Origin of the sequence: Pseudomonas sp. EL_65y_Pfl2_R95 (assembly GCF_963971045.1) — a bacterium.
Classification (GTDB): Bacteria; Pseudomonadota; Gammaproteobacteria; order Pseudomonadales; family Pseudomonadaceae; genus Aquipseudomonas.
In genome coordinates this window covers 229,432-252,895 of the sequence record NZ_CAXAOV010000001.1, presented here as the reverse complement: position 1 = coordinate 252,895, position 23,464 = coordinate 229,432, and the positions used below count along the sequence as shown (strand labels likewise).

The 23,464-nt window shown below is 54.5% G+C and carries 23 protein-coding genes, 2 tRNA genes and 1 pseudogene; 19 read left to right on the top strand and 7 right to left on the bottom strand.

Annotation, left to right across the window (positions count from 1 at the left end):
* Positions 1–37: 37 nt before the first annotated feature.
* Entirely contained in the window at positions 38–1,321 is a 1,284-nt protein-coding gene (locus AACY09_RS01195) for an NAD(P)/FAD-dependent oxidoreductase (protein WP_339485578.1), read from the bottom strand.
* A 184-nt stretch (positions 1,322–1,505) separates the two neighbouring features.
* On the opposite strand from AACY09_RS01195, the gene AACY09_RS01190 reads away from it, so the two are divergent.
* From AACY09_RS01190 to AACY09_RS01180, 3 genes are all read left to right on the top strand, one after another.
* A tRNA-Val gene (locus AACY09_RS01190) sits at positions 1,506–1,582 on the top strand.
* Between the two features lie 450 nt (positions 1,583–2,032).
* Positions 2,033–2,338: a type II toxin-antitoxin system RelE/ParE family toxin gene (locus AACY09_RS01185; RefSeq protein WP_339485577.1), complete on the top strand. Its 306-nt coding sequence runs from the start codon at positions 2,033–2,035 to the stop codon at positions 2,336–2,338.
* Positions 2,335–2,700: an addiction module antidote protein gene (locus AACY09_RS01180; RefSeq protein ID WP_339485575.1), complete on the top strand. Its 366-nt coding sequence runs from the start codon at positions 2,335–2,337 to the stop codon at positions 2,698–2,700. The genes AACY09_RS01185 and AACY09_RS01180 overlap by 4 nt, the downstream gene beginning before the upstream one ends.
* A 60-nt stretch (positions 2,701–2,760) precedes the next feature.
* Here AACY09_RS01180 and AACY09_RS01175 read toward each other — a convergent pair whose 3' ends face one another.
* Positions 2,761–2,934 (bottom strand): type II toxin-antitoxin system HicB family antitoxin, encoded by a 174-nt coding sequence (locus tag AACY09_RS01175; protein ID WP_339485573.1) that lies wholly within the window; start codon positions 2,932–2,934, stop codon positions 2,761–2,763.
* A 461-nt stretch (positions 2,935–3,395) separates the two neighbouring features.
* On the opposite strand from AACY09_RS01175, the gene thrS reads away from it, so the two are divergent.
* From thrS to AACY09_RS01130, 9 genes are all read left to right on the top strand, one after another.
* Positions 3,396–5,318, top strand: a complete 1,923-nt coding sequence (thrS, locus tag AACY09_RS01170) for a threonine--tRNA ligase (RefSeq protein WP_339485572.1) — start codon at positions 3,396–3,398, stop codon at positions 5,316–5,318.
* Complete coding sequence (gene infC / locus AACY09_RS01165; protein WP_177408727.1) at positions 5,318–5,869, top strand: translation initiation factor IF-3; 552 nt, start codon at positions 5,318–5,320, stop codon at positions 5,867–5,869. Before thrS ends, infC begins: the two co-directional genes overlap by 1 nt.
* A 60-nt stretch (positions 5,870–5,929) precedes the next feature.
* Positions 5,930–6,124, top strand: coding sequence for a 50S ribosomal protein L35 (rpmI, locus tag AACY09_RS01160; protein WP_087517320.1), 195 nt, complete (start codon positions 5,930–5,932; stop codon positions 6,122–6,124).
* Between the two features lie 25 nt (positions 6,125–6,149).
* On the top strand, positions 6,150–6,506 hold the full coding sequence (gene rplT / locus AACY09_RS01155; RefSeq protein ID WP_010489095.1) for a 50S ribosomal protein L20: 357 nt from the start codon (positions 6,150–6,152) through the stop codon (positions 6,504–6,506).
* A 234-nt stretch (positions 6,507–6,740) separates the two neighbouring features.
* Positions 6,741–7,757, top strand: a complete 1,017-nt coding sequence (gene pheS / locus AACY09_RS01150; protein ID WP_339485571.1) for a phenylalanine--tRNA ligase subunit alpha — start codon at positions 6,741–6,743, stop codon at positions 7,755–7,757.
* 202 nt (positions 7,758–7,959) lie between these two features.
* Positions 7,960–10,338, top strand: coding sequence for a phenylalanine--tRNA ligase subunit beta (gene pheT, locus AACY09_RS01145; protein ID WP_339485570.1), 2,379 nt, complete (start codon positions 7,960–7,962; stop codon positions 10,336–10,338).
* A gap of 3 nt (positions 10,339–10,341) precedes the next feature.
* Positions 10,342–10,644: an integration host factor subunit alpha gene (gene ihfA, locus AACY09_RS01140; RefSeq protein ID WP_339485569.1), complete on the top strand. Its 303-nt coding sequence runs from the start codon at positions 10,342–10,344 to the stop codon at positions 10,642–10,644.
* Positions 10,625–10,981 (top strand): MerR family transcriptional regulator, encoded by a 357-nt coding sequence (locus tag AACY09_RS01135; protein WP_087517316.1) that lies wholly within the window; start codon positions 10,625–10,627, stop codon positions 10,979–10,981. Before ihfA ends, AACY09_RS01135 begins: the two co-directional genes overlap by 20 nt.
* Positions 10,982–11,072: 91 nt before the next feature.
* Positions 11,073–11,149 (top strand) — tRNA-Pro (locus tag AACY09_RS01130).
* Between the two features lie 76 nt (positions 11,150–11,225).
* Here the strand turns inward: AACY09_RS01130 and AACY09_RS01125 are convergent.
* Positions 11,226–11,380, bottom strand: a pseudogene (locus AACY09_RS01125) (integrase); the annotation flags it as partial.
* A gap of 222 nt (positions 11,381–11,602) precedes the next feature.
* Between AACY09_RS01125 and AACY09_RS01120 the strand changes: the two are divergent.
* The 5 genes from AACY09_RS01120 to AACY09_RS01100 all read left to right on the top strand — a co-directional run bounded on the left by AACY09_RS01120 (position 11,603) and on the right by AACY09_RS01100 (position 17,887).
* Entirely contained in the window at positions 11,603–12,604 is a 1,002-nt protein-coding gene (locus AACY09_RS01120) for an NAD(P)-dependent oxidoreductase (protein ID WP_339485568.1), read from the top strand.
* 392 nt (positions 12,605–12,996) lie between these two features.
* Positions 12,997–14,340 carry a PQQ-dependent sugar dehydrogenase gene (locus AACY09_RS01115; protein ID WP_339485566.1) on the top strand — a complete coding sequence of 448 codons (1,344 nt, stop codon included), beginning with the start codon at positions 12,997–12,999 and terminating at the stop codon, positions 14,338–14,340.
* A 375-nt stretch (positions 14,341–14,715) separates the two neighbouring features.
* Complete coding sequence (locus AACY09_RS01110) at positions 14,716–15,585, top strand: AraC family transcriptional regulator (RefSeq protein ID WP_339485565.1); 870 nt, start codon at positions 14,716–14,718, stop codon at positions 15,583–15,585.
* A gap of 191 nt (positions 15,586–15,776) precedes the next feature.
* Positions 15,777–17,033 (top strand): condensation domain-containing protein, encoded by a 1,257-nt coding sequence (locus AACY09_RS01105; RefSeq protein ID WP_339485564.1) that lies wholly within the window; start codon positions 15,777–15,779, stop codon positions 17,031–17,033.
* Positions 17,034–17,077: 44 nt separating this feature from the next.
* Complete coding sequence (locus AACY09_RS01100; protein WP_339485563.1) at positions 17,078–17,887, top strand: FkbM family methyltransferase; 810 nt, start codon at positions 17,078–17,080, stop codon at positions 17,885–17,887.
* Positions 17,888–17,996: 109 nt separating this feature from the next.
* Here the strand turns inward: AACY09_RS01100 and AACY09_RS01095 are convergent, their stop codons facing one another.
* Entirely contained in the window at positions 17,997–19,040 is a 1,044-nt protein-coding gene (locus AACY09_RS01095) for a HAMP domain-containing sensor histidine kinase (protein ID WP_339485562.1), read from the bottom strand.
* Between the two features lie 517 nt (positions 19,041–19,557).
* Here AACY09_RS01095 and AACY09_RS01090 point away from each other — a divergent pair.
* Positions 19,558–19,821, top strand: coding sequence for a DUF2790 domain-containing protein (locus tag AACY09_RS01090; RefSeq protein WP_339485561.1), 264 nt, complete (start codon positions 19,558–19,560; stop codon positions 19,819–19,821).
* A gap of 48 nt (positions 19,822–19,869) precedes the next feature.
* A complete protein-coding gene (locus AACY09_RS01085; RefSeq protein ID WP_339485560.1) occupies positions 19,870–20,145 on the top strand; it encodes a hypothetical protein in 276 nt (91 codons plus the stop codon).
* Positions 20,146–20,347: 202 nt separating this feature from the next.
* Here AACY09_RS01085 and poxB read toward each other — a convergent pair whose 3' ends face one another.
* From poxB to AACY09_RS01070, 3 genes are all read right to left on the bottom strand, one after another.
* The gene (gene poxB, locus AACY09_RS01080) at positions 20,348–22,087 is read right to left on the bottom strand and encodes a ubiquinone-dependent pyruvate dehydrogenase (protein WP_339487043.1); all 1,740 of its coding nucleotides are present in this window, start codon (positions 22,085–22,087) and stop codon (positions 20,348–20,350) included.
* A 62-nt stretch (positions 22,088–22,149) separates the two neighbouring features.
* Positions 22,150–22,533, bottom strand: coding sequence for a Rid family detoxifying hydrolase (locus tag AACY09_RS01075; RefSeq protein WP_339485559.1), 384 nt, complete (start codon positions 22,531–22,533; stop codon positions 22,150–22,152).
* Between the two features lie 30 nt (positions 22,534–22,563).
* The gene (locus AACY09_RS01070; protein WP_339485558.1) at positions 22,564–23,220 is read right to left on the bottom strand and encodes a cytochrome P460 family protein; all 657 of its coding nucleotides are present in this window, start codon (positions 23,218–23,220) and stop codon (positions 22,564–22,566) included.
* Positions 23,221–23,464: the final 244 nt, after the last annotated feature.

Here is a 23,464-nt window from a genome sequence, read left to right as displayed (position 1 = left end):
AGGGCGCCGTTTTTAATGGTGTCGAACGTGCCAGCGCTTAGAAGCCGAACTTGTCACGCAGGCTGTAATACCAAGCGCCCATTGCGGTGAACGGTACGCGCATCAAGCGTCCGCCTGGGAACGGGTAATGCGGCAGTCCGGCAAAGGCATCAAAGCGCTCCGCTTGACCGCGTAGTGCCTCACCCAGCACACGACCGGCGAGGTGGGTGTAGGTAACGCCGTGACCGCTGCAACCTTGCGAGTAGTAGATGTTGTCGCCAATGCGACCGACTTGGGGCAAGCGCGAGAGGGTCAGCAGGAAATTACCAGTCCAGGCGTAGTCGATCTTCACGTCTTTAAGCTGCGGGAAGGTTTTGATCATGTTCGGGCGGATGATCGACTCGATATTCGCCGGATCACGCGCGCCGTAAACCACGCCGCCGCCAAATACCAGACGCTTGTCGCCTGTCAGGCGATAGTAGTCGAGCAGATAGTTGCAGTCTTCCACGCAGTAGTCTTGCGGCAGAATGCTTTTGGCCATCTCGTCTGACAGTGGCTCAGTGGTAATCACCTGGGTGCCACATGGCATCGATTTAGCGCTCAACTCCGGCATCAAGTCGCCTAAGTAGGCGTTACCAGCAACCACCACAAACTTAGCCTTAACTCGGCCTTTTGGTGTGTGTACCACCGGGTTGGCACCGCGCTCAATGCGGGTGGCGGGGGATTGCTCATAAATCACGCCGCCCAATGACTCAACTGCTGCCGCTTCACCCAATGCCAGGTTCAGCGGGTGGATGTGGCCGCCACTCATGTCGAGCATGCCGCCCACATAGTTGTCTGTGGCAACCACTTCGCGGATGCGCTTGGCATCCATCAGTTCAAGCTGAGTGTGGCCATAGCGCTCCCACAGCTTCTTTTGTGATTCAAGGTGGGCCATGTGTTTGCTGGTATTGGCTGCGAAGACGCCGCCATCTTTAAGGTCGCACTGAATATTGTACTTGGCCACACGCTCACGAATGATGCGCCCGCCCTCGAATGCCATCTGGCCGAGCAGTTGGGCTTGCTTGGGGCCGACGGTGCGCTCGATGACGTCGATGTCGCGGCTATAGCTATTGACGATCTGACCGCCGTTGCGCCCCGATGCGCCAAAGCCCACCTTGGCGGCTTCAACGATGCACACCTTGAAACCGTTTTCGAGCAGTGAGATTGCAGTTGATAGCCCTGTGTAGCCAGCGCCGACGATGCACACATCGGTTTCGACATCGCCATTGAGTTCAGGGCGGGCAGGGACGGGGTTCGCGGATGCCGCGTAATAGGATTGTGGATATTCCGTGTGCGCCATTTTGCAACCTCTGTTGTTTATTTTTTACGAATAACCAGATGCTACCCGAGTTGAAAATGCCCCGCTAGTGGTCTTTAACAAATCTTGAAGCGCCCTGAAGTGGCTAAAAAATGCTTTTATTCAGTCGCTTAGCGAAAAAACTATTGACAGTTTTGCGCTCGGACGTAGAATGCGCACCCATTGCAGGCACGTAGCTCAGTTGGTTAGAGCACCACCTTGACATGGTGGGGGTCGTTGGTTCGAATCCAATCGTGCCTACCAAACAAACCCGCTCTGCACGGGGCTTAGAAGGCGATCTGAAAAGATCGCCTTTTTTGTTTGGAAAAACTTTGGAAATATTTTGGAAAAACGAAGTGGCTTCTCATAGCTTCAGATCCGCCCCAACTCGCAAGTATTCCACTCCTTTCTGATCGTGCCCCGCTTGATAATGCTCGGTCATTTTCACGTCCGCATGACCCATCAAAGCCTGAATGTACTCCTGCGGGTGGCCTTGTTTTTCGTAAAGCCAAGCACCTAAAGCCCTGATTTCACGATAAGTGGGGCGCTCCCGCTTGTCTTTGATGCTGTCATACGCCCCGATTCGTCCCGCGCTTTGCTCTGGCCCATGAGATGCCGAAGCCTGTGCTTATCCCCGCGGCAAAGTGTTGGTCTTGCTCTTTTGGGTTGCTCGCTGTGAGTGACATAGTGTAGCTAGTTGGCTACACTTGATTCATGTTGACGATTAACACTACGTCAGATTTTGATGGCTGGCTTCTGAGCCTGAAGAATTGTCAGGGACGAGCAGCAATAGCTGCTCGCATACAGCGAGCAGAGGAAGGAAATTTTGGTGACACCGAGCCCGTCGGGCATGGCGTCAGTGAAATGCGTGTTTTTGTAGGTCCCGGCTATCGGATCTACTACGTGCGCTCAGCGATCACTAGTTACCTCATGCTTTACGGGAGCGATAAAGCTGATCAACGGCGTGGTATTAGGCGGGCTAAAGAAATTCTCGATGCTCTGAGAGGTAAGCGACCATGAGCGGTACTTGTAGTCATGATGATATGCCAATACTCGAGCTAGACCTGAGCAAGACGACTCGGTTCGATGCATCTCGTTTTCTGGATTCACCAGAAACCATAAGTGCATTTCTTGCTGAGTCGATGAAGGCTAACGATCCTCAGGTCACAATGAGAGCACTTGCTGAGGTGGTGAAAGCGCTTGGTGTCAACAAGGTGGCGGAGGATGCAGGCGTCAATCGGGAGTCTTTGTATAAGGCTTTTAAAGGAGGGGCAAATACACGTCTCACCACCTTAATGCGTCTGATGCAAGCTGTCGGTGTTGAGTTGACTGTTGTACCCGTTAAACCGGTGACGCCATCGAATCTTGAGAAACACGCCTAATCTGGCCTGACCAAATCATGCGTTATCCATACGCGTGCGCCCCTCGGCTTGGAGCATCGACTAGCCATTGTCGAGGTGGTCGCTCACCGCCTCTTCGACGACTGCGCGCAACTCCTCAGCAGATTCGCCATGAAACCCCACTACATCACCCATAGCGGCGATGTGGCCAACGAATACGTCGTCTGCGCTGTACTTTGTATGCGCTACGTAATTTTTGTAGGTCATCACGTCCATGTTTAACTCCTGCTGGTTCAAAGTAGGCTCGCGCATCGCAAACTGGGTACGGCATGGCGTACCTGTCTGGTGTGACACCTCTGCAGGGCAGTGAATCTAAAAACTGGCCTAAGTTGTTGATTTATATGTGCTATAGTGCTGCCTTGATTGAAATCAGATAACTGAATTTTTCCTTCTATTTCAATTGCTTAGGTTTGCTTTGCGGTTTTTGTCCGGCTGTTTTGCGGGTCGTTGCTCTGAGTATGCCTATAAAAGAATTGTTATAAATGGTCGCCTAGGCGGCCGTTTTTTGTGCTGCGTTTTTGCGTTGTTTTCATAATTTAAACCTCCAGTGACTGCGGTTCGGTCAGGTCGGCTTTATGCTGCTGCCATAGTAAGGCAGGTATTCCGCCGAATCGCTTACTGGCTCATCCCAACCCACGTGGCCTTTGGTAGAGGTCACCACTAGGAGAGGAGGCGCCATGCCCATCATTACTCTTCCCGACGGCAGTCAACGTCCATTCGATCACCCGGTATCCGTACTTGAGGTGGCGCAATCTATTGGTGCGGGTCTGGCGAAGGCCACCGTTGCCGGTAAGGTAGACGGCAAGTTGGTTGATGCGTGTGATCTGATTGATCACGATGCAACCCTGCAGATCATCACGCCGAAAGATCAGGAAGGCGTCGAGATTATCCGCCACTCTTGCGCGCATTTGATTGGCCATGCGGTCAAGCAGTTGTTCCCAGAAGCCAAGATGGTGATCGGTCCGGTCATCGATGACGGTTTTTACTACGATATTGCCTCGCCGCGTCCTTTCACGCCGGAAGATGTTGTAGCGATTGAAAAGCGCATGCAGCAGCTGATCGAAAAAGATTACGACGTGATCAAAAAGGTCACGCCGCGCGCTGAAGTCATCGACTTGTTTAAGTCCCGTGGTGAAGACTACAAGCTGCGTCTGGTTGAAGAAATGCCAGATGAGCAGGCGATGGGTCTGTACTTCCATGAAGAATACGTCGACATGTGCCGTGGCCCGCACGTGCCGAACACACGCTTCCTTAAAGCCTTTAAGCTGACCAAGTTGTCCGGCGCTTATTGGCGTGGCGATGCTAAGAACGAGCAGTTGCAGCGCGTTTACGGCACCGCTTGGGCCGATAAAAAGCAGCTGGCTGCTTATATTCAGCGTATTGAAGAAGCTGAAAAGCGTGATCACCGCCGCATCGGTAAGCAGCTTGATCTGTTCCACCTGCAAGAAGAAGCGCCAGGCATGGTGTTTTGGCATGCCAATGGCTGGACCCTGTATCAGGTGATCGAGCAGTACATGCGCCAAGTGCAGCGTGAGCACGGCTACCAAGAGATCAAAACGCCGCAGGTTGTTGACCGTATTCTGTGGGAGAAGTCCGGGCACTGGACCAACTACGCCGAGAATATGTTCACTACCATGTCGGAGAGCCGCGACTACGCGATCAAGCCGATGAACTGCCCGTGCCACGTGCAGGTGTTCAATCAGGGCTTGAAGTCCTACCGCGACCTACCGCTGCGTCTGGCTGAGTTTGGTGCCTGCCACCGTAACGAGCCGTCGGGTGCGCTGCATGGCATCATGCGGGTGCGTGGCTTTACCCAAGACGACGCACACATTTTCTGCACCGAAGAACAGGTTAAGCAGGAAGCCGCCGACTTCATCAAGCTGACCCTGCAGGTTTATGCCGACTTCGGTTTTACCGATGTCGCCATGAAGCTGTCGACGCGCCCTGCTAAGCGTGTAGGCGCTGAAGAGTTGTGGGATCGCGCTGAGGCCGCATTGGCTGATGCCTTGAATGAATCCGGTCTTGAGTGGGAATACCTGCCAGGCGAGGGTGCTTTCTACGGTCCGAAGATCGAGTTCACCCTTAAAGACTGCCTCGGTCGTAGCTGGCAGTGCGGTACTTTGCAGTACGATCCGAACTTGCCTGAGCGTTTGGATGCGAGCTATATCGCTGAAGACAACAGTCGTCGTCGTCCAGTGATGTTGCACCGTGCAATTTTGGGCTCGTTTGAGCGTTTCGTCGGAATGCTGATCGAGCAATATGCCGGTGCATTTCCAGCGTGGCTTGCTCCAGTTCAGGCTGTGGTGATGAATATCACCGATAAACAGGCCGATTTTGCCCTTGAAGTGGAAAAAACTCTCAATCAAAGCGGCTTTCGTGCCAAGTCTGACTTGAGAAATGAAAAAATAGGCTTTAAAATCCGCGAGCATACTTTGCTCAAGGTTCCCTATCTCTTGGTTATTGGAGATCGGGAAGTTGAAACGCAAACTGTCGCTGTGCGTACCCGTGAAGGTGCTGATCTGGGCTCAATGCCCCTATCCCAATTCGCTGATTTCGTTACGCAAGCGGTTTCCCGGCGTGGTCGCCAAGATTTGGAGTAATCACTATTAAGCGTGAAATGAGACAAGATAAACGAGCTGCACCGAAAGCGCCGATCAATGAGAATATCTCGGCACGCGAGGTTCGGTTAATTGGCGCTGAAGGCGAGCAGATTGGCATCGTCTCTATTGATGAAGCGCTTCGCATAGCTGAAGAAGCTAAGCTGGATCTGGTTGAGATTTCTGCTGACGCTTTGCCCCCCGTATGTCGCATCATGGACTACGGCAAGCACCTGTTCGAAAAGAAGAAGCAGGTAGCAGCGGCGAAGAAGAACCAGAAACAAGTACAGATCAAAGAAATCAAGTTTCGTCCAGGGACGGAGGAAGGGGATTACCAGGTAAAACTACGCAACCTGGTACGTTTCCTTAGTGAGGGGGACAGGGCCAAGGTTTCATTACGATTCCGTGGTCGTGAGATGGCGCATCAGGAGTTGGGCATGGAGTTGTTGAAGCGAGTTGAAGGTGACTTGCTTGAATACGGCACCGTTGAACAACACCCGAAGATGGAAGGACGCCAGCTTATTATGGTCATCGCCCCCAAAAAGAAGAAGTAATCAACAGGGCACGGCAGGCCTTGCGATTATATTTATTAACTGAATGCGGAGTATCCGAACATGCCAAAAATGAAAACCAAGAGCGGTGCAGCGAAGCGCTTTCTGAAGACAGCTTCAGGCTTCAAGCACAAGCACGCTTTCAAGAGCCACATCCTGACCAAAATGTCCACTAAGCGTAAGCGTCATCTGCGCGGTAGCACCATGGTGCATCCGTCTGACGTGGCAAAAGTGGCGCGCATGCTGCGCGTTCGATAATTCGGTTAGGTAGAGGAAATAACTCATGGCTCGTGTAAAGCGCGGCGTAATTGCTCGTAAGCGTCACAAAAAAATTCTGAAACTGGCTAAAGGCTACTACGGCGCACGCTCACGCGTATTCCGTGTTGCCAAGCAGGCTGTGATCAAGGCAGGCCAATACGCCTACCGCGACCGCCGTCAGCGGAAGCGTCAGTTCCGTGCCCTTTGGATCGCTCGTATCAACGCTGGCGCACGTGTAAACGGTCTGTCATACAGCCGTTTCATTGCTGGCCTGAAGAAAGCGTCCATCGAGATCGACCGTAAGGTATTGGCTGATCTGGCAGTGAACGAAAAAGCGGCGTTTGCTGCGATTGTCGAGAAAGCGAAAGCCGAACTGGCTTAAGTCCCCGACAATCACCGGGTTCGCCCGGTGCAAGAACGGGATCAAGGTCGTTTCGAGCGAAGATCAGGCAAGGCGGAAGAGGGCGAGGACGCGGAGTTTACAGCTGTAAATGAGCCGTCCGAGCCGGATTCCAACACCGCATGATCAAGCGCAGTAGCCCTTGAACTTGTTCGAAACGTCACCGATAGGGGAAGAGCTTGAGCTCTTCCCCTATTTCGTATCTGGAGTCTGTAAATGGAAAATCTGGATGTGCTGGTCTCGCAAGCGCTTGAGGCCGTGCGCAACACCGATGATGTGAATGCCCTGGAACAACTGCGGGTTCACTATTTGGGCAAAAAGGGCGAGTTGACTCAGGTGATGAAAACCTTGGGCAACCTGTCTGCAGAAGAGCGTCCGCAAGCCGGTGCTCTGATCAATGCGGCCAAAGAGCGTGTTCAGGAAGCCCTGAGCAGTCGCAAAGAAATTCTCGAAAACGCAGCGCTGAGTGAAAAACTCGCAGCGGAGCGTATAGACGTAACCTTGCCTGGCCGTGGCCAGACCTCGGGCGGTTTGCACCCGGTTACACGCACCTTGGAGCGGGTAGAGCAGTTCTTCACTCGGATAGGCTACGGCATTGCTGAAGGCCCTGAGGTCGAGAACGACTATCACAACTTTGAGGCGCTCAACATTCCCGGCCACCACCCGGCGCGGGCAATGCACGACACCTTCTATTTCAACGCGAACATGTTGCTGCGCACTCACACCTCGCCGGTACAGGTGCGCACCATGGAGTCACAACAGCCGCCGATCCGTATCGTTTGCCCGGGCCGTGTGTATCGCTGTGATTCTGATATCACCCATTCACCGATGTTCCATCAGGTTGAAGGGCTCCTGGTCGATGAAGGCATTAGCTTTGCCGACCTTAAAGGCACCATTGAAGAATTCCTCCGGGTGTTCTTCGAGAAACCACTGGGTGTGCGTTTCCGCCCATCATTCTTCCCATTCACCGAGCCATCGGCTGAAGTCGATATGCAGTGCGTAATGTGCAGCGGTAAAGGTTGTCGCGTGTGCAAACAGACTGGCTGGCTGGAAGTGATGGGCTGCGGCATGGTTCACCCGAATGTGCTGCGCATGAGCGGCATCGATCCGGAAAAATACTCCGGCTTTGCGTTCGGCATGGGCGTTGAGCGTCTGGCTATGCTGCGTTACGGCGTTAATGACTTGCGCCTGTTCTTCGATAACGACCTGCGATTCCTAGCGCAATTCCGCTAGATGTTCCGCTGTATGGGCCTCTGAAAAAGGTAGCGAGCGCCGGGAGTACAAGGCGAAAAGATGTGAAGATGCGACCGGGGTCGCGCTCGACTTTAGTTTTCCTAAATGAGCATTCTGAGCAGCTTTTCAACGCAGTAATACCTAGCGCAGTAGTTTTTCAGTGGGTCATCAAGGTGTTAATCGAATTTAAGAGGAAGGCAGGATGAAATTCAGTGAACAGTGGCTGCGCAGCTGGGTTAACCCGCAGGTCAGCCGTGATGATTTAGTCGCTCGCCTGTCGATGGCGGGTTTGGAAGTCGATAGCGTTAGCGCTGCAGCAGGCGAGTTCAGCGGTATTGTTGTCGGTGAAGTATTGAGCACCGAGCAGCACCCCGATGCGGACAAGCTGCGCGTGTGTCAGGTCAGCAATGGCGCTGAGACCTTTCAGATCGTCTGTGGCGCACCGAATGTGCGTCCAGGCCTGAAGATTCCGTTCGCCATGATTGGTGCGGTTTTGCCGGGCGACTTCAATATCAAGAAAGCCAAACTGCGCGGCGTTGAGTCGAACGGCATGCTGTGTTCGGCCGCCGAGTTGCAGATCAGCGAAGAAAACGACGGCCTGCTTGAACTGCCTGTTGATGCGCCAGTTGGGCAGGATATTCGTGAATACCTGAACCTTAACGATGCCAGCATCGAAGTCGACCTCACGCCTAACCGTGGTGACTGCCTGTCGCTCGCCGGCTTGGCCCGTGAAGTGGGTGCGTTGTATGCCGCGCCAGTCACTCGTCCTGAGGTCGCAGCAGTTAGTGCGGTGAATGATCAGGTGCGTCCGGTTGACGTATTGGCGCCGAATGCTTGCCCGCGTTATTTGGGCCGTGTACTGCTCAATGTTGATCTGTCCAAGCCTACGCCGCTGTGGATGGTTGAGCGCTTGCGTCGTTCGGATATCCGCAGCATCGACGCCGTTGTCGATATCACCAACTATGTGATGATCGAACTCGGTCAGCCAATGCACGCTTTTGATCTCGATCAGATCAATGGCGGCATTTGTGTGCGCATGGCAGAAGAGGGCGAAAAGCTGGTCCTGCTTGATGGTCAGGAAGTGACCTTGCGCAGTGATACGCTGGTTATCGCTGACCATCAGCGCGCCTTGGCTATCGCTGGCGTGATGGGCGGTGAGCACAGTGGTGTGGCTGAAGGCACCCGTGACCTGTTCCTTGAAGCGGCTTTCTTCGACACCATCGCGATTGCAGGTAAAGCCCGTTCGTATGGCTTGCATACCGACTCATCACACCGCTTTGAGCGCGGCGTTGACTCGCAGCTGGCGCGCGAGGCGATGGAGCGCGCGACTGCACTGCTGCTCGAAATCGTTGGTGGCGAGCCGGGCCCAATCATTGAAGTGGCCAGCCAAGCTGATCTGCCCAACGTTGCACCGGTTATCCTGCGTGCCGAGCGTATCGAGCAGATGCTCGGCCTGAAAATGGACGACGCTGAAGTGGTCGCACTGTTGTCTGGTCTGGGCCTCGGCGTTAGCGCCGAGGGTGCAGGGCAGTGGCAAGTTGCTGTGCCGAGTCATCGTTTCGACATCAGCCTTGAAGTTGATTTGATCGAAGAACTGGCCCGCCTGTATGGCTATAACCGCTTGCCGGTACGTTATCCGCAAGCGCGTCTGGCCCCACAAACCAAGGCCGAGGCGGCTGTCGAATTGCCAGCGTTGCGCCGTTTGCTGGTTGCCCGTGGCTATCAAGAGGCTATTACCTACAGCTTCATTGATCCAAAAATGTTCGAACTCTTCACGCCAGGTGTTGAGCCTCTGATGTTGGCGAACCCGATTTCTGCTGATATGGCCGCAATGCGTTCATCTCTGTGGCCGGGTTTGATAAAAGCTGTTGAGCACAACCTCAATCGCCAGCAAGCGCGTGTGCGTTTGTTCGAAAGCGGTCTACGCTTTGTTGGACAGCTGGAAGGGCTTAAACAAGAAGCGATGTTGGCGGGTGTTATTACCGGTCGCCGCCTTCCAGAAGGCTGGGCTCACGGCCGTGATGATGTTGATTTCTATGACATCAAAGCCGATGTAGAAGCCCTGCTGGCAAGTGCTGGCGCCGCCGATGCATTTAGCTTTGTTCCAGGTGAGCATCCAGCGCTGCACCCAGGTCAAACCGCACGCATTGAGCGTGATGGCAACTTGGTCGGTTATATGGGGGCTATTCATCCCGAGCTGGCGAAGAAGCTGGGGCTTGATCAAAGCGTGTTTATGTTTGAGCTGGTCTTGAGTGAAATGACTCAAGGGCGTATGCCTGCATTTGCCGAACTGTCGCGCTTCCCAGAGGTGCGTCGCGACTTTGCTTTGGTGGTTGATCGTGAAGTTCCGGCCGCTGCGTTGCTTGACGGTATCCGTGAAAAAGCAGGGGAATGGCTAACAGACCTCAAGCTATTTGACGTGTATCACGGTAAAGGCATTGATCCGCATAGAAAAAGTCTTGCCGTTGGCTTGACCTGGCAGCATCCATCGCGCACTCTTAATGACGATGAGGTGAGTACCACGACACAGAATATCCTCACCTCCCTAGAACAAAGGTTCAACGCCACGTTAAGGAAGTAGCGTATGGGGGCTCTGACGAAAGCTGAAATGGCCGAACGTCTGTATGATGAGCTAGGCCTGAATAAACGGGAAGCCAAGGAGTTGGTTGAACTGTTTTTCGAAGAAATCCGGCAAGCGCTGGAACTCAACGAACAGGTCAAGCTTTCAGGTTTCGGTAACTTTGACCTGCGCGATAAGCGTCAGCGTCCCGGTCGTAATCCCAAAACGGGGGAGGAGATTCCTATCACGGCTCGCCGTGTAGTGACTTTCCGTCCCGGCCAGAAACTTAAAGCCAGGGTTGAGGCTTATGTTGGAACCAAGTCATAACGACGAATTACCTGTCATACCAGGCAAACGGTATTTCACGATCGGCGAGGTTAGCGAACTCTGTGCAGTCAAGCCGCATGTATTGCGGTATTGGGAGCAGGAGTTTCCACAACTCAATCCGGTGAAAAGACGCGGCAATCGCCGCTATTATCAGCGCCAAGACGTGCTGATGATCCGGCAGATTCGTGCCTTGCTGTATGACCAAGGGTTTACCATTGGCGGCGCACGACAGCGTTTATCCGGTGACGAAGCGAAAGACGATACCACTCAGTATAAGCAGCTTATTAAGCAGACTATTACCGAGCTGGAAGACGTACTTCACGTACTTCGTCACTAGAGAATCTACGGCAAAAGGTTCCATAATTCAGGAGCTTATTGTATGATTCTCGAAGGTTTCGAGGTTAGGCACCAGCCTAATTTCACCTAGTCGGGGCGTAGCGCAGCCTGGTAGCGCACTTGCATGGGGTGCAAGGGGTCGAGTGTTCGAATCACTCCGTCCCGACCATATTACATAAAGGAATCAAGCACTTAGCGGCTTGGTTCCTTTTTTCGTTTTGGGCTGGCGCAAAATGCGCGCAAAACTATCCAGTGATTTCACTGATATTTAGGTCAGGGACTGCATCGGACCAAACGATTTCCGCGTGGTCTTTCTGGTAGTTTTTGGTCATCCCTCGGTTGCGTGACCCGCGATCTTCTGCCCGTCCTTTCCGGCTTTCCTGTAAAGGTGTAGTTGTAGTGGTCAACTAATTTCGAACACAGTTTTAGGTTTTTTTTCGGCTGTTGCCCGGGCCTGTTGGTCGCTAGGTTTTACACTCCCAGCCTGACATCGATGGGAATGCTATTGATCGAAATGTCATAGGTTACGGTCCAACGTGCGATCAAGCGATCTGCTGTTGCAGCCAACGCTGATGTCCCGAAACTCCGTGGCCAAGCCGCCTGACGATAAGAGTATTTAAATATGACCGATATTTTTCTGACTCACGCTCCTGAGGTGCGCGCCAATTATTATCCCGAGCACACGCTAGAGCAGTTACAGGCGCTGGACACCGTCAGGCTGAATGACTCCCCCACATTGCTATCGCTGGATGAACTCGTCGAGCGCGCAGATGGCTGCCGGATTATCGTTGCTGGCCGCGAAGCAGCTGCGCCCGCTGAGTTGTTCGAGCGCCTTCCTCAACTGGCGGCAATCTGTCGAGTTGCAGTGGATATCCGCAATATCGATGTCAATGCCGCCAACAAGCATGGTGTGCTGGTAACCCGCGCGACACCTGGGTTTGATACTTCGGTTAGCGAATGGGTAATCGGCGTGATGATCGACTTGGCGCGAGGCATTAGCTGCGCTGCGGCAGATTACTGGCAAGGCAAGGCGCCGAAAATTGTCATGGGGCGCGAGCTCCGTGGTGCGACGCTTGGGATTGTCGGCTATGGCTTTATTGGCAGGCGACTTGCTGAAATCGCGCGCTTGCTTCAGATGCGCGTCTTGGTCAGCGACCCAATGGTTGCAATCGATGAACCGGGTGTTGAGCAAGTCTCCTTCGACCACCTGGTTCAAACTGCCGACTACGTCGTGTGCCTGGCACCGGCCGTTGAGCAAACGCAGAACCTGTTCAGGCGCGAGGTTTTTCAGGCGATGCGGCGCGACGCATTCTTTATCAACGCTTCTCGAGGTGAGTTGGTTGACGAGCGCGATTTGCTCGAAGCCTTGGACCATAAACTCATCGCCGGTTGTGCGCTGGATGTCGGCCGTGCGCTCGATCAAATGCCAAGCAGCGGATTAGCGTCGCATCCGCGGGTGATCGCAACGCCCCATATTGGTGGGCTGACCCCTGAGGCGAGTCAGCATCAGGCGATGGATACTGTGCGCCAAGTTAAAGCACTGCTCGCGGGCCAAGTGCCGGCCGGCGCAGTGAACCTGCAACACGCGACGCGTGCCTGCAGCATTTTCGGACTCCAACAATAAGCAGCAGGTCAGCCGAATATGACTGGCTCAAGCCGAGCAACCGATTGCAACGTCCACAAAGAGTAAAGTTCTGCTCTGAACCACGGCATTTGTTTCGTGGCTTTCTTATCAGATTGGACAAATTTGACGTGCTGCTCCAGCAAGCGACCCAATGCGGGCTTTTGGGCGCTGGCAATTATCTGGGTCCAATGCTGAAACGCCTGATTGATCCAGCAGGAGTACGACTTCGCGGAACCCGTCCAGGTTGCGCATCATTTGATGGCGGTAGATGCTAGGCTTGCGTCTCGGTCGGCCAACCCAGCAACGGCTTATTTTCTACGCGGGCTGGTGGCTGCACGCCCGCATATGGCGGCTTTTCGTTTCTAATAAACGGCCAGTACGAGGTTATAACAATGAATGTGACAACCCGATCGGGTTTGCTAATCACCGCAACATTGTTACTTGCCGCCTGTGGCGAGACCGCAAAACTGTCATTCCAGGCGGGTGTCGGTCCCAACCCGCAGTTGCCTGAACCCACCACTTCGTTAATCCCAACGCTCAAGGTATCTAAAGCCGTGGGCTGGAAGGGGACCGATACACCGAAAGCGCTGCCGGGCTTCAAAGTCAGCGCGCTAGCCGAGAATCTCGAGCACCCACGCTGGCTCTACACGCTGCCCAACGGCGATGTTCTCGTCGCCGAGAGCAATCATCCGCCAATGCCGGAGGACGCTAACGATGGCGGCTCCGGGCCGCTTGCGTGGGTAAAGAAACAAGCGATGAGCATCGTCTTCAAGCGTATTGGGGCTGATGTGCCGAGCGCCAACCGTATCACTATCCTGCGGGATGCCGATGGTGATGGCCGTGCGGAAGTGCACAAGGTCTTTATGACCGGGTTGATGTCGCCATTCGGTATGGCGCTAGTCGGCAACGATTTGTACATCGCCAACGCTGATGCAGTGGTCAAAGTGCCCTACACCGAGGGCACGCTGGAAATCACTGCCAAGCCAGTGGAAGTGACCGACTTGCCTGCGGGGATCAACCACCATTGGACCAAAAACATTCTATCCAACCGCGATGGCACCAAGTTGTACGTGACCGTTGGCTCAAACAGTAATGTTGGCGAAAACGGATTAGAGGTAGAAGAAGGACGCGCGGCGATCTGGGAGCTGGATGTCAAAAGTGGCCAGAAGCGCCTGTTTGCGAGCGGCCTGCGTAATCCTAATGGCTTGGCTTGGAAGCCTGGCACTGACGAGCTCTGGACGGTGGTTAACGAGCGTGACGAGATCGGGAGTGATCTGGTTCCCGACTACCTGACTTCGGTTAAAGACGGCGCTTTCTATGGTTGGCCGTGGAGTTATTACGGGCAACATGTGGACACGCGGGTTGATCCACCGCGCCCCGATAGGGTGGCCAAGGCAATCGCCCCTGACTTCGCGCTAGGTACGCACGTCGCACCCTTGGGGCTGACGTTTTCTGACGCCAGAGGTATGCCCGGCAACTTTACTGACGGCGTTTTCATCGGTGAGCACGGGTCATGGAACCGCAACCCGCAGGCGGGCTATAAAGTCGTGTTTATTTCATTCAAAGATGGCAAACCTGCAGGGCGCCCGGTGGATTTCTTGACCGGTTTCCTGAATTCGGAGGGGGAGGCACAAGGGCGTCCGGTAGGCGTGACTCTCGATAAGGGCGGCGCATTGCTGGTGGCCGATGATGTTGGGAATAAGGTCTGGCGTGTAGCAGTTGAAGGTAAAGATTGAACCTGATAATCGGCTCGTGCTCATCTTTTCCTGGGGGGTTGAGTAGAGGGCCAATGAAACCGCACACCTAATTAGGCGTTTACCAAAGCTCGGGCGATTCAGGTTAAAAAACCATCCCCTCGAAAGGCCTTTGTATCCCTTCGTATGAGAACCGCCCGTTGATACGAAAACATTCATTTTCGGGGTTCATGCACACATCTCCGATACATCTGATCGCTTAACTGAGCCCAACGGTTGACGTCCGCTATCACTCCTGAAGTTCATAAGGCCGCCAGGCACATATGCAGGTGAATCGATACTGAGGCCATTGCTATTCGCATCGGCTACATCAGTTGGCGCGTTCTGACAGGTGTTGTTTATTTGTGAAGGGCAGACATGCAAGACTCGAACATCGATGTTTTGATCCGCGGCTCTTCAATGAGCGGGAAATCCAGTCTCGAGTTGGGATGGGAGGGGCTGGCTCTGGAAAGGCGAATTGCCGGACCGCACTTTCGTGTCGAGGAGACGCTTGATCAGCACTATGGCCTTTTGTGGTGCGGACAGCCTACCGTGGCGGATCGCGCATATCGAAACAATCGTTTTTCCCGAGTAATCAAACAACCTGGCACTCTTTCATTGGGTGCTGCGGGCATCTTGCCGGCGGTTCATGCCCGCTCGGCCTATGACGTGATAGCGTTTGTGATCGACCCGCAGGTCGCTGAGCAGGTTATGCAGGAGTCGGAGTGTGCCAATCGCGTTAGCCTTCACGAACACCTGGGGATCGCCGACAAATCCCTTGCTTATCTGGTTCAGCTAGCCGCTCAGGAAGCGCTCGAGAGCGGGGCATCCGGGCGATTGTATGGTGAGTCAATTGCCTTGGCGATCATTACGCGTTTTGTCCTGTTAGCCAGCCAAAAGGGCATTCCTGCGCCCAAGCAAACAGCGCTGCCCAGCCATCTGTTGCACCGTGTGCTAGACAAAATTGCTAGTGAATACAGCGAGGATCTGAGCTTAGCCGAAATGGCTATCGAGAGCGGGTACAGTCGGGCGCACTTCATCCGCATGTTTCGTGCTGCTACTGGCCGAACGCCGCATGCCTACTTGCTGGAAGTACGGCTGGACCGCGCTCGCCATGAACTACTGCACTGTCGTTCAACGCTGGCCGAGATCGCCAACGCCAATGGTTTTTCCAGCCATTCGCACCTGACCCGGGCCTTTCAAGCCCGCTTTGGCGTTTCGCCGAGTGAGTTCCGTCGAATCAAATAGCACTTCGCAATCAACCTGAGACTTTTATGAAAGCGCGCTCAAACCACGGCGTTAGGATTGATGTGGAGGCAGGACAGCCCTAAAAAGCTGGTTTTACTGGGGGCAGTTTACGCGTGTGCTTTGCTGTGTAACACATGCGGTCAGACAATTGTTCCGCCTCGTCTTCCCTTCGTTTAGTCGAGACCAGGAATATGAGCAGACCCTTTTCAAGTGAGCTTCCAGTTCGATACCTCGGGCCTTTCGAGCGCTTTTTCTGGTCCAGCGATCAGCAAAGCGCCAAGCATTTTACGCTTGTAGCGCAGATCGCCGGACACACCCGTGTTACCGATTGGCGCCAGGCGTTGGATGCTGTCCAGGGTCGTCATCCTCTGCTTCAGGTCGGTATTGCCGTCGATATTGAGCGCCAGCCTTATTTCAAAAAAAAGGTTAACGCGCAGATACCGCTCAAGGTGATCAACATGGCACCGGATCATTGGCCGGATCTGGTCTCTAACGAACTGTCTACGCCTTTCTGCGCATCCTCCGAGTTACTGCTCAGGGCCACGTTGCTTCATACCGAGCAACGCTTGGCTCTGATTCTCAGTGCACACCATGCCATTGCTGACGGCTTGTCCTTAGCATTTATAGTGCGCGATTTGATGCAGGCCATGACCGGCGTGAAAATGCGCGAGTATCCGCTGCCCCTAGCTCAGGAGGAGTTAGTGGGCACTGCGCAGTCGTCACCAACGTACCAAGGTATTCCCCAAAGACCTGCTCGTGCGCAATTGCTCGACCGAAGCGCCAAAATACCCTTGGTACAGAGTCTTCGCATGGACGCCCGCGCTAGCGATATCCTTAGATTGCGTGCGCGCCAAGCAGGCGCCACCTTGCACGGCGCGCTGATAGTCGCCTTGATCAAAGCTGGTGATCAAGGGGGAGCCGCATGGGCCAAACGCCCCGTACGGATCAAATCTCCGGTCAACGTCAGGGGATTGCTGGGACGCACGGATGAATGCGCGCTCTCAATTGTGTCAGCCGAGAGCCTGATCGAGGATCGTGAGCACATCACCTTTTGGGCATTGGCGAGATGTCTATCAACTGAAGTAGGCGCGGCCCGGTCCGTTGAAACAGTGACAAAATTTGCCGCAGGATTAGGGGCACTGTTTGATGATCAATCAGACCCAGGTGCTGCCACTGAATTTCTATTAAGCGCTGGTTCGATCGACATGATGGTCTCCAACCTGGGGGAGTTGTCATTCGCGTCGCAGGTGGATGGCTTGCACTTGGAGTCGATGTGGGGCCCATCTACTTTCATGGGCATGGAGGGCGAGCAAAATATCGGGGCACTTACCGTCAATGGCGCCTTGCATTTAGTGTGCTCAAGCTATACGCCCGTAGATGACTTACTCGGCCGGGCAAGGTTGATTCTCATGGCCGCATGTGAAGTCAACGCCTACGCCTGCAGTTGACGGTCCTGAGCTTCGTGCCAATTTACAACAGAAAGGTACTTACTATGCGCTACAGCAACCGTTTGGGAGCGTACTGCAGTGCTAAACAGCGCGAGATCAATCAGCGCGGATTATTGAGTTTTCCGGTAGACAGCGCGCTGGATACAGAGCGACAAGCACTGTTGGCCGAGGAGATTGCCGCGCTGCCAGGGCTTGAGCTGTATGTAGGTCCGACAACCGGCCTCGTCTTGCCCGTGGATCCGTCGTTCCCGGCCAACATGCTGTATTACTTTCTTGTGGGCGATTACGAGGAACACGACATGCAGCTGATCCGGCGCTACATCAAGCCCGGAAGTCGAGTACTGGAGCTTGGTGGTGGCGTTGGTTTAACCGGAAGCCTTCTGGGTCGAATGAGCGGTAATGTTGTCAGCGTCTGCGAGCCTAATAGCGTGTTGTTGCCTTGGATCGAACGCACGTTTACTGCTAATGGGGAGCGATTGAATCTGATTAATGCCGCCGTGGTTGCAGACGATGAAGTCAGCGACTGGGTTACCTTGCATGTGGGCAAGGATTATTGGTGGAGTAGCTTGTACCGCGGGCACGGTGCAGCGCCAAAACAAGTCAGGGCACGACGACTCGGCGAGCTGATTGCTGAAACCGGTGCTGATACCTTGTGTGTCGATATCGAGGGTTATGAGATGGCGTTATTCGCGCAGACCTCGAATCTGGCGGCAATCAACATGTTGCTGATAGAAGTGCATACACCCTCAATCGGGACGACGGCGTCTGCCAAGGTGATCTCGAACCTAATGCGGTCCGGGTTCTCATTGGTGGATTTCGCTGGGCACACTTTCGTGTTCATGAGAACGTCCTAGCGTATCGCTGAAGTTACTGGCTTAAGATTAGTGTGTTTCCGCTCTCATGCAGTACCAGAACACCCAGTGTGGGTGTTTCGGCGCCACCTCCATTGCTCGAGTCGGCTTTTCAAGAGCGACAGCAGAGCCGAACCTCTACACATAGCCCACCCCCCTTGCGATTGCACAGGGCGATGGATCCGCCCATCGTGGCCATTAGTTGTTGTGCAATAGCCAAACCCAACCCGTTACCGCGGATGCTCTTGTTTTCACCTTCATCGGCTCTAAAGAAGGGTTTAAGCACATCATTTAATACCTGCTCTGCGATACCCGGTCCGCGATCCTGTACCTTGATCGAGAGTAATGTGTCTTCAACGCCTAGCGTGACGGCCGCGGCGCCTGCATATTTCAAGGCATTATCTATCAGGTTGACCACGACTCTGCGCAGTGCGATGGGTTTTGCATCAATCAAGGTGTTGCTTTTGCCTGCGAGGTACACACGCTGAGCAGTGTCTTGGTAGTCAAAAATAATACTTGCGATAAAGGCATCAACGTCGATGGCGCAACTGACTTCCTCAATGAGATGAACGCTGCGCGCATAGTCGATTCCCTCGCGGACCAAGTGCTCGACCTCAGATAAATCTTTGCACAGCTTTGTACGGTAAACCGAGTCGTCCATGCACTCTGCTCTGAGCCTCATGCGCGTAATAGGTGCCTGCAAATCGTGGGAGATAGAGCCGAGTATCTGGACCCGGTGCTGCATATACTCTGCGACGCGATTCTGCATTGCATTGAACGCGGCAGTGACCTCGACCACCTCGACAGGTCCTTCTTCCACCCTGTAGCTAGGGTTTGCAGGGTCTAGTGCATGCAACGCCTGGGCAATACTGCGCAGCGGCTGAGTGCTTATCCGGCTGGTTAGCCACGCGCATACCGTTATCAGCGCAATGCTGAGCATCAGGCCAAGGACCAGGGACAGGCTGGAGCCGTTCAGCTCGAGTCGATTCAGATTTTCATGCGCCGTCCATAAAAGGCAGTGGGCAACGACCAGCGCCAAGGTGAACAGGCTCAGTACTCGAAAGCTCAATGACCGGATGCCACCTAACACGCATGACTTATCCCCGTCTGACGCCTTTCTGTGGGTCAGTAGTGTGGTGTGTTCTACACGGTTCATGGTGCTGCTCCTGTTCACCGTCACTGCAACCCGCTGCCTGTTGTAAGTCTGAGTTGTGCACTATCAGCGGTGCTTGTGGTTTGGCGATGCCTCGGTGTTTCGAGTGTTCGAACGTCGATATGCCGATGCCCGCATACGATGGTTGCGCACCCGTTCATATCAGCAGATCGCAGGGGGCTAAACCATTGCACATTGGTGTTGATCAGCGCGCTGCCATCAGTTGTTTGAGTTGCTCGCCAGCGCTTGAGTTGTGCCTAAAAACAGCCCTCTGCGATGCCGCCGTGTCTGGCTGGATGCTTGAGGTTTTGAGTGAAGAGTGGCGCTGGTAGCCATCTTTGCCGTGGCGTTTGGTCATTAGTGTAACGCTCTGTATCAGCGGGGCTGAGGATACCTAGAGAGGTCATTGCCCATGTGCCCAGACGCATCCCAGATACCTCGCAGGCATTAAATGGGTATCACTGAGACAACAGCAGTTATCTCGGACAACTACTCACCCATTGATCCAGAGGAAACAGCCATGAACCTTAAATCCATCACTGCAGCCTGCCTTTTCACTACTTTCAGCTTGGGTATGCTCCCAGCCATGGCCCAAGCTGACCAACACGGGCAAAGCTATACCTACAACACTCACCTCGACGTCGCCAAAGTGGTGTCTTTGACTGAGGCCCCAAGCCTGACCTGCGGTGTGGTTAATGCCCACATGACTTACCTGGACTCGAAGGGAAAAAGTCAGGTACTCGACTACAGCAAACTCGCCGAAGTCTGCAGTCAAGGAGGTTGATTCAGCCGCAACCTCCGAGCAAATTTAAAACTCAAAAAGGACAACATTATGAAAAATGCAAAGCGTGTATTGGCTGCGATCGTCTTTTCTATCATTGGGGTGAGCGCGCATGCCAATGCAGCCGGTGTGACTCAGCGCTGCGATACCGCGAAGTGTTTCCTACAGGCTGCGCCAGTAGTAAAGGATGCGCTGCAGACGTTGACCGAGAATGGCTCTAGCCGAACGCCGCAGGGCCGCAATTTGGAAATGATTGTAGAGAATGGCTACAGTCATACCCCGCAGAGTAACTGGCTGCAGGGGAAGGCCCCGGCATATCAGGTCTGAATGTTGAAGCGGGCGGGGCGGCTAAGGTTTCTGGCTGCCTCCGTTAGCACGTGAAGCAAATACCTGTAGGGCGCCACAGCACTACTTCAGAGTGCGCGGGCTCTTGGCCTATGCGTCGCAAAGTCCTGTTAATAGCGTTAGCGTGTTGTTGGTAAGCAGCGTGTGGAGCAACGGGTTTTCAGTTGCGCCTGGACACCCGTGCTTAGCGCCACACATTACCCACCGCCAAATCCAGAATCTCATCAGCGCGTCCGTTCATCACAGCGCGCAGCATATACAGTGAAAACCCTTTGGCCATCTGCGCAGTAATGGCCGGCGGCATCGCCAGTTCAGTACGGCTGACTACGGCATCAATCAGTACCGGACCGTTGTGGGCGAGTGCGTCGGCGATGCCGTCGTGGATTTGCTCTGGACGTTCCAGGCGGATGCCGTGGATACCAATGGTACGCGCCATGGCGGCGAAATCGGGGTTGCTCAGGTCGGTTCCGACGCTGAGGATGCCTGAGGATTTCTGCTCCAGTTCAACGAAGCCAAGAGCGCCGTTGTTGAACACCACCACCTTCACTGGCAATTTGAGCTGGGCTAAGGTCAAAAAATCACCCATAAGCATGGTGAACCCGCCGTCGCCCGACAGCGAAATGACTTGTCGATTGCGATAGGTTGCCTGGGCACCGATGGCCTGGGCCATAGCGTTGGCCATGGAGCCGTGCACGAACGAACCCAGCAATCGGCGCTGGCCGTTCATTGCCAGATGACGTGCAGCCCACACCGTAGGCAGACCCACGTCGCAACTGAAGACTGCATCGTCGCTTGCCATTTCGCTGAGCACATCGACAATCTGCTGTGGATGGACGCGTCGGCTGTGCGGGGTAATTGCGGCCTGTTCCGCCAGCGAGCGCTTGCTTGTGGCATGGTGGTCACGTGCACGATCCAAGTGGGTGCTGTCGAGGTTACGATCAAGTTGTGGCAGCAGAGTCTCGAGTGTAGCGCGCACGTCGCCTACCAAACCGAGTTCGAGGTGGGCGCGACGGCCGAGGTTCTCCACTCGGATATCGATCTGGGCGATACGTACGTGTTTGCCGTTGGGGTAGAACTGGCGGTAGGGAAAGTCGGTGCCCAACATCAGCAGTACATCGCAATCAAGCATCGCGTAGTAGCCGGAAGAAACGCCGATCAACCCTGTCATTCCCACACTAAAAGCATTGTCGTACGCAACGTATTCCTTGCCGCGCAGGGTATGCACCACCGGGGCCTGCAGACGCTCGGCCAGTGCGATAATTTGCGGGTTCGCGCCGGCACAGCCAGCACCGCATAGCAGGGTGATACGCCGACCACTATTGAGCAACCCAGCCAGTTGCTGCACTAACTGAGAGGTTGGTGTGACCCGTGGCATGGCCGGCAGCAGGCTGCCCATATTTGGCAGCGGCGCATCCTCAGCCCTCTGCATGGCGACGTCGCCCGGCATGACCACCACCGACACCCCACGCTTGCCGATCGCTTCGCGGATGGCGATTTCGAGCGTGCGCGGCATTTGCGCGCTGCTGGAGATCAACTCGCAGTAGTGGCTGCATTCACTGAAATAGGAGTGCGGATGGGTTTCCTGAAAATAGCCCGAGCCGATTTCGGCTGATGGAATCTGCGCGGCAATGGCCAGCACCGGTACGCGTGAGCGATGTGCGTCGAAGAGGCCGTTGACCAGATGCAGGTTGCCCGGGCCACAACTGCCTGCACACACAGCCAACGAGCCCGTAAGGTGTGCTTCTGCGCCGGCAGCGAAAGCCGCGACCTCTTCATGACGCACATGTATCCACTCGATATCACCACGGCGCTGTACCACGTCAGTAAGCCCGTTGAGGCTATCTCCGACCACGCCGTAGATGCGTTTGACGCCGGCGGCAACGAGTGTTTCCACGAATTGTTCGGCAACTGTCTTGGGCACGATGTAGTTCCTCAATGATAGATGTCGGGCATAAATTCATGTGGTAAGTAGTCGCAACCAGAGATTCAATCCATCACCACAACGGCCTCGGCTTCGATGCAGAAGTTCTGCGGCAGGCTGGCAATGCCTACGGCGGCGCGGGCCGGATAAGGTGTGCTGAAATATTCGGCCATGATCTGGTTGACCTTCGGCGCATCGGCCAGGTCAGTGAGGTAAATATTGAGTTTGGCTACATGAGCCAGATCGCTACCGCTGGCTTCGGCCACTGCGCGTAGATTGGCGAATACTTGATGGATCTGTTCATCCACACTGGTGTTACTGGGTTTCTGGGTCTGCGGGTTAATTGGCAGCTGGCCGGACAGGTACAGGGTTTTGCCGCACTTGATGGCTTGGCTGTAGGGGCCGATGGCGGCGGGGGCGTGCTCGGTATGGATGGCTTGGAAAGGCATGTTGTTGCTCCATTAGCTCAGGATAAGGGGTTATTTCGATAGGATGGGATAGCCCTGCACATAGATCAGGTCGCTCGATCGCGCAGGCTGGTGACAGCCCAGGCATTCGTTGTGGTCCTTGGTGGTGGTCACGCTGGGGGTGTTCGCGTCAAACCATGACCAGCCCCATCCATCACCCCATAGCTTCGATTGGGGATACGAGTGCTTGCTGTCCTTGACCATCACAAACCAGCCTTTGAGAGAGGTGGCGTGGCTGACGGTTCCGGTAGTCATGCCAGCCGTACTGGTGTCGTATACCTCCTTGATCAGCACTGTGCCGTCGGGGAAATTCCCCAGTTTTTTGTAGGCTGCCGCGGCTCCGGCTGAGGAGTAAACCGTGTGCATTTGTTTGGCGCCTTGGCCTTTGTCAGCCGCCACTGCCCAGGTACCGAGAAACTGGTATGTATTGCGGTAGTTGGCCGGCACGTGGAGGTTGCCCGCGGCGTCACTGACAGTGGTGTAAGGAGTGTCAGATTCGGCGGCAGTAGCCAAGCCCGTGTTTAAAAGGCAGGCGGAGAGGACGATTGCTCTGCACAGTGAATACTGGTTTTTCCGGTCTTTTCGGGGCACGGGCTGAGCGTTGACTGAGCCCAGGTAACTGCACCAATGGGCAGTGTCGGTGGCCTTTAGGTAAATCTCGACAATCATCATGAAATCCTCGGTTAATCAGGCAACAGCGCGCTTGAATCGAGGCTATGCGCTGGAGGTTTTGATCAAAACATGACGAGTAGGGTGGTTCGATTGCACGAAAGTGTCGGGCAATACCAAAGCATCATGCCGAGCGCAGTGGCTACCGTTTATTTAAGAAATGGGAAGGTGGAGCGGATTTGAATAGCTCATTCGCGCTTTGGGGCAGTGGAGCGCTCAGTGCCGTAAATATACGATCTGCAGA